Annotated in this window: 8 protein-coding genes; 2 read left to right on the forward strand and 6 right to left on the reverse strand. The window is 40.7% G+C overall.

The window, feature by feature from the left end; all coding sequences use genetic code 11:
- Positions 1-13 precede the first annotated feature (13 nt).
- The 6 genes from KQP79_RS21835 to KQP79_RS21860 form a co-directional block, all read right to left on the reverse strand.
- Positions 14-583, reverse strand: a complete 570-nt coding sequence (locus KQP79_RS21835; protein WP_004325806.1) for a flavin reductase family protein — start codon at positions 581-583, stop codon at positions 14-16.
- Positions 584-599: 16 nt separating this feature from the next.
- Entirely contained in the window at positions 600-1,061 is a 462-nt protein-coding gene (gene pyrI, locus KQP79_RS21840; RefSeq protein ID WP_004295791.1) for an aspartate carbamoyltransferase regulatory subunit, read from the reverse strand.
- Positions 1,058-1,999, reverse strand: a complete 942-nt coding sequence (gene pyrB / locus KQP79_RS21845) for an aspartate carbamoyltransferase (RefSeq protein WP_004325807.1) — start codon at positions 1,997-1,999, stop codon at positions 1,058-1,060. Before pyrB ends, pyrI begins: the two co-directional genes overlap by 4 nt.
- Before the next feature lie 112 nt (positions 2,000-2,111).
- Positions 2,112-2,891: a DUF4373 domain-containing protein gene (locus KQP79_RS21850; protein ID WP_138343532.1), complete on the reverse strand. Its 780-nt coding sequence runs from the start codon at positions 2,889-2,891 to the stop codon at positions 2,112-2,114.
- Between the two features lie 23 nt (positions 2,892-2,914).
- Positions 2,915-3,259: an SH3 beta-barrel fold-containing protein gene (locus tag KQP79_RS21855; protein WP_008648001.1), complete on the reverse strand. Its 345-nt coding sequence runs from the start codon at positions 3,257-3,259 to the stop codon at positions 2,915-2,917.
- A gap of 227 nt (positions 3,260-3,486) precedes the next feature.
- On the reverse strand, positions 3,487-3,897 hold the full coding sequence (locus KQP79_RS21860; RefSeq protein ID WP_061448191.1) for a DUF4119 family protein: 411 nt from the start codon (positions 3,895-3,897) through the stop codon (positions 3,487-3,489).
- A gap of 131 nt (positions 3,898-4,028) precedes the next feature.
- Between KQP79_RS21860 and KQP79_RS21865 the strand changes: the two genes are divergently transcribed.
- A complete protein-coding gene (locus tag KQP79_RS21865; RefSeq protein ID WP_008777059.1) occupies positions 4,029-4,982 on the forward strand; it encodes a tyrosine-type DNA invertase cluster 3b in 954 nt (317 codons plus the stop codon).
- 354 nt (positions 4,983-5,336) lie between these two features.
- Positions 5,337-5,990: a UpxY family transcription antiterminator gene (locus tag KQP79_RS21870; protein WP_264386562.1), complete on the forward strand. Its 654-nt coding sequence runs from the start codon at positions 5,337-5,339 to the stop codon at positions 5,988-5,990.
- Positions 5,991-6,161: the final 171 nt, after the last annotated feature.

Genomic DNA, 6,161 nt, shown 5'->3' on the forward strand with positions numbered 1-6,161 from the left:
AATATCGCACTTTTTATGATTTCTTCTTTTCTACACTCCAACCGAACTTACCGATTTTCTCTCCCAGATTATAATATCCTCCGTGCACATATACCAGCGGATTGGCTTCGGCCAGTTCCAGCTTTCCGGTTTCAGGATTCAGGTTCCGGTCGTCCGCACGCACATTTACTACGTCAGCGATAAACATATCGTGTGAGCCGAGAGAGATGATTTCTTTCACACGGCATTCAATGCAGAGAGGAGATTCTTCAATCAACGGAGCACTAACCACCGTACACTGTCCGGGTGTCAGCTTCATCTCATCAAATTTATGATAATCACGTCCCGAACGAACTCCGCACCAGTCAGTGGCAAAAGCCATATCTTTCGTTGTCAGGTTGATGACAAACTCCATGTTTTTTTTGATAATGTCATAAGAATGGCGTTCCGGACGTACGGATATATAACACATGGGCGGGTTTGTACAAATCGTACCCGTCCATGCTACTGTGAACATATTATATTCGCTTTCTTCCTTTCCGCAGCTGACTAGTACAGCCGGCAGCGGATAGATCATCGTTCCTGGTTTCCAGTCCTGTTTCATAGGGCTATACGTTTATTCAGAGGATTGTAATCTCTTCACGTTTCTGCTCTTTCTCGCAATAATGGCACTTTACGATACAATTATCCTTGTCTATCACATGAAAGATAGTGGCCATCGGTTCGTTGTTGGTGATACATTTCGGATTGGCACATTTCACGATGCCCCGAAGTTCATCCGGCATTTTCACCTCTTTCTTTTCCACTACTTCGTAATCGCGGATGATATTCAGCTTGACGTGCGGGGCAACTACTGAAATACGGTTAATCTCTTCGTCGCAGAAGAATTTATCTGCAATCTTGATGATCCCTTTTTTACCCAGCTTCTTGCTGTCGAGGTTGAATCCGATAGTGATATTGCTAGTCATCTGTTCCACACCGAGCAGTTGCACTACGGTAAAGAGCTTTTCGGATGGGATATGGTCAATCACTGTCCCGTTTTTCAGGGCAGCTACTTGCAATGCTTGTTTATTTTCGCTCATAATAAAATATCGTTTTTAACGTCATCTAATGTGATACCTAATACATCGCAAAGGATTGCTTCGCGGGCATACAGACCGTTTTGTGCCTGTTGGAAATAATATGCTTTCGGATTGTCATCCACATCGTAAGCAATTTCGTTGACACGGGGAAGCGGGTGCAGGATACGCAGGTTCGGACGTGTGTTTTCCAGCATTTTGTTACGGAGAATATATACATTCTTCACCCGTTCATATTCCATCAGGTCGGTGAAACGTTCGCGTTGCACACGGGTCATGTACAGAATATCGGCGTCAGCGATAATCTCTTCGGTAAAATCCGTATGTTCAACGTATTTTATTTGGTGCGTTTTACAGTAAAGTTTGTATTCTTCCGGCATTTTCAGCTCTTCGGGAGCGATGAAGTGGAAAGTCGGATTAAAGTGTCGCATCGCCATCAGCAAAGAATGTACGGTGCGGCCGTATTTCAAGTCACCCACCAGGAAAATGTTCAGATTTTCCAGCGTTCCTTGTGTCTTGTAGATAGAGTAGAGATCGAGCATCGTCTGCGACGGGTGCTGGTTGGCTCCGTCACCTGCGTTGACAATGGGCACCGGGGCTACTTCGCTGGCATACCGTGCAGCTCCTTCGAGATAGTGTCGCATGACGATAATATCTGCATAGTTGCTCACCATCATGATCGTGTCTTTAAGTGTTTCCCCTTTGGAAGAGCTGGTAGCTTTGGGGTCAGAGAATCCGATTACTCGTGCACCGAGACGGTTGGCAGCTGTTTCAAAACTCAAGCGGGTACGGGTGGAAGGTTCAAAGAACAGGGTTGCTACAACCTTTCCTTGTAATAACCGGCGATTGGGGTTCATTTCAAACTGCTTCGCCATTTCGAGCATGTAGAGGATTTTTTCTTTAGAATGTTCGGCAATGGTTACTAAACTTCTGTTTTCCATTTTGTTATCTTTTATGTGGATAGAACTTGTTTTACCGGAGCGTAAAGGTACGAAGAATTTGTGAAAAGCACAGATTTTTCGTACCTTTTTTATCAGCTTTTAATCAGTCGGTTTATTTCCGTCCGCTAGCTAACGCTGCAATGATATATTTCCCCGGTGCTCCGATTTTACTCCAGGCCGTATTGGAGAGCAGTTTCCACACCTGGGTGCCTTTCCTGCCATAGTCCGATAGCCGGAGAATCGTCTGTTTCTCTTTTGGGTCAGTCACTTTATGGTTGTCCAGACTCTCCATCAATCCTGCTATGTTGTGTGTAGCCAGATTGTAGGCATACCCCGGAATTTCAATCGAAGCATCGTTAATTTCTTCTTCTTCAGAATTTAGTTTAGTTTCCTTTAGTTTAGTTTGTCGGGAAATGTCTGCATTTTCTTGACTCACCTCCTCTTGAGTTTCAAAAATGTCTGCATTTTCCGCGTTCAACTCTTCTTTTTGCATCCCTTTTTTCTTCTTGGTCTCTAATAAATAAGGTAGTTGGGAGAAATCTATTTTCCTTCGTGTAGTAGCTTCAAACCACACCCTTTGAATCTGTTCCGAAGTGAGTATGCCGTATTTTTCGTAGGTTTCCTTATGGAAAAATCCTTTTTCCAATAATAGGTCGACAATCTTTTCCATCATGTCCTCTTTGATCCCGCCGCCCACTTTACGGACGAAAATCAGGTTTTGTTCCTTTCTCCAAGAGATATAATATCCCTCTTTATATATTTTACAAAGCAATCGCATGACAATGTAAGAAGCTAATACTCCAAACTTAGCTTCTAATAGTTCCATCACTTCTTCGTCAAAGAAGTTTGCCGGTGTCGGAAAATAAGGTATCCCTTTATTAATCATATTCATTGTTCAATATATTTTAATCTAACTTATACAATAGCTCTCCACTCCATCAGGTTCCCGATCATAAATCTTCTCCATCCTTTTTGTTCTTCACTCCAATAGAGAATAGACTCTTGTTTTGCTGTGATATTGAATTCTCTATGGAAGAATTTTTCATATCCTACCAGTGTTCCTCTTTCCAGACAAAACGTGCCATCCTGCTTGTAAAAAGCTATCACTACATTCCCATACAACATGCGATCTATTAGTTTAATGCACTCTTGTACAATTCTCTCCGCACATTTATCCGAAATCCCCTTTTCAGCAGTAATACGTTTTTTCCATACTAATTTGCAAGCTTCTAACTTGCCTTTCCTGATTTTTTGTCTCATTTTCTTCTGTTTTTAATTTTGAAAAATAAATTTCTGTTTGAGCGTAAATCTTCCCTTATAGATAGTGACGGTATGTTGTTGTCATAGCGTCACTATCCTTTCATTATAGTGACGCTATAACGATAGCATACCGTCACTATTTTTTTAAGAGAAAATCTGTTAGTTTTCGACCGGTTGAAAACGGCGGCGAAGGTAAGCCTTATATTCCAACTGTCCCATTATTTTTTTTAGTACTTGCTTTTGATCTTTTCAGCTTGTTCTCTTTTTTCCTTTTTCTCTTTCATGTACTCTTCTTCAACAGGTTTTCTCAATGCCCCTAATTCAGCATGTATACTACTAAGTTCCATTAACTTATAGCCACCGTGTTTGTGGATGTATAATACTTTTTGGTCATAGATATATTGGGCTAGATTTATCAGCTTTCTTTTCTTGGGATGGCGGAAATGTCCATCAATAAAGATTTTTAAATACATGGTGAAATAAAGACGGATATCTCCATCGATTGCTATTCTGTTATCCAGTTCTTCTTCACTGATGATTTCTTCCCTTGAATGCCTCCTGGGGGCTTTTTTCATTGTTTGGACATTTCTTTTCACCTTGCCGTTTTTACTACCTTTTTTGGCATTTTTACTTTTCATAATCTACTAATTTTAACGTTGGTTAAATATATATTAATTCTAAAAATAATATCTGGAAAGCGGAATTAAACGTGCAAAAAGATTTGTTCTTTTGCCGCTTGCCAAATAGTATATATATAAAATAACTAGTGATGCAAATGATGAATAAAAATGGATTTAGTCGATGTGGGGAGAACTACATCAATCGTTTACGAAAGGAGGGGCGTTATTCTACAGCGCATGTCTATAAGAATGCCCTTTATTCTTTCAGTAAGTTTTGTGGTACGTTGAATATGTCGTTCAGACAGGTCACCAAAGAACGTTTACGACGTTATGGTCAGTATCTTTATGAGTGTGGTTTGAAGCCTAATACGATTTCTACGTATATGCGTATGCTTCGTAGCATTTACAATCGGGGAGTGGAAGCGGGTAGTGCTCCTTATGTTCCCCGATTATTTCATGATGTCTATACAGGCGTGGATGTCCGCCAAAAGAAAGCTTTGCCTGCCGGTGAATTGCACAAACTTCTATATGAGGATCCCAAATCGGAGCGTTTACGTCGCACACAAACTATTGCCGCCCTGATGTTCCAGTTTTGTGGAATGTCATTCGCCGATTTAGCGCATCTGGAAAAATCAGCTTTAGAGCAGAGTGTATTACGTTATAATCGAATCAAGACGAAAACTCCCATGAGCGTGGAAGTGCTTGATACTGCCAGGGGAATGATTAATCAACTCCGAAATAATCAGGAACCCATTCCCGATTGTCCGAACTATCTGTTCGACATACTTTGCGGTAACAAGAAACGAAAGGATGAAAGGGCATACCGTGAATATCAGTCTGCTCTTCGAAGATTCAATAATAGTTTGAAGGATTTGGCGAGAGCTCTACGTTTGAATTCTCCCGTTTCTTCTTACACACTTCGCCATTCCTGGGCAACGACAGCCAAGTATCGTGGAGTGCCAATTGAAATGATTAGTGAATCATTGGGACATAAATCTATAAAAACCACACAAATCTATTTAAAAGGTTTTGAGCTAAGAGAACGTACAGAGGTAAATAAAGGGAATTTATCTTACATTAGAAACTATCGTTTAGGTAGATAATTGACGATAAAGTATTAGAAATCAAGGGCGAAATGTTTCTGTTACTTCTTAGGTAACGGATAATTATTCGGTGCAAAGATATGCAAAAATACAAATAGTAAACAAGTAAAATCTTCTTTTTTTTCTGATTTGTTGAAATATGCAACAAAAATATATCAGGACATGATGGTTTTGTTTTATCATGCCCGATATTCCTATATTCTGTTTTCAAAGATGCTTTTCCCTTCGCGTAGGTTAGAAAAACATTGCTGTAGGCGGTTCTTGTCCATGTTTTTCTGTTTTCATCTGTTTTCCTGTGAATGAGTACCTTATCCGTTACCTAAGAAGTAACGGAAACATAAGGGGTAAAAAAGTATGATTCTAACGAAAGAAACTTTAAGTGCTGGGCCTAGTATTGGGACAGGGGAAGGCGTAGCACACTCTAAACGCTGGTATGTCGCTCTGGTCCGTATGCATCATGAGAAGAAAGTAGCCGAGCGTTTAGACAAAATAGGGATTGAAAATTTTGTACCGGTCCAGCAAGAAGTACATCAATGGAGTGACCGCCGTAAAGTAGTTGAGTCCGTGTTGCTTCCGATGATGGTTTTTGTACATGCTGATCCTAAAGAACGTAAAGAGGTTCTTTCCTTTTCTACAGTTAGTCGGTATATGGTAATGCGCGGTGAGAGCAGTCCGACTATTATTCCTGATGAACAAATGGCCCGTTTCCGTTTTATGCTCGATTATTCCGAAGAGGCAATCTGTATGAATAGCGCTCCTTTGGCACGTGGTGAAAAAGTACGTGTTGTCAAAGGTCCTTTGACTGGTCTTGTNGAAGAGGCAATCTGTATGAATAGCGCTCCTTTGGCACGTGGTGAAAAAGTACGTGTTGTCAAAGGTCCTTTGACTGGTCTTGTAGGAGAACTTGTCACGGTGGATGGCAGGAGTAAGATTGCTGTCCGGTTGAATATGTTGGGGTGTGCTTGTGCGGATATGCCGGTTGGGTATGTGGAACCGGTGAAGCTTTGAATATGTGATTATATTTCAGACACACAACTTTATTCATTTATACTATAATGGAAAAGACATTGAAGAGCATAGTGCAATATGCCCGCAAAAATTATTTCAGTTATTGGGTTATTTTAGGTATTGACACGGCAATTTCTGTATTATGTTCGTTGGTCGCTTATGCGGTAATTC

Origin of the sequence: Bacteroides sp. DH3716P (genome assembly GCF_025914115.1) — a bacterium.
In the GTDB taxonomy this organism is placed as follows: domain Bacteria; phylum Bacteroidota; class Bacteroidia; order Bacteroidales; family Bacteroidaceae; genus Bacteroides; species Bacteroides ovatus.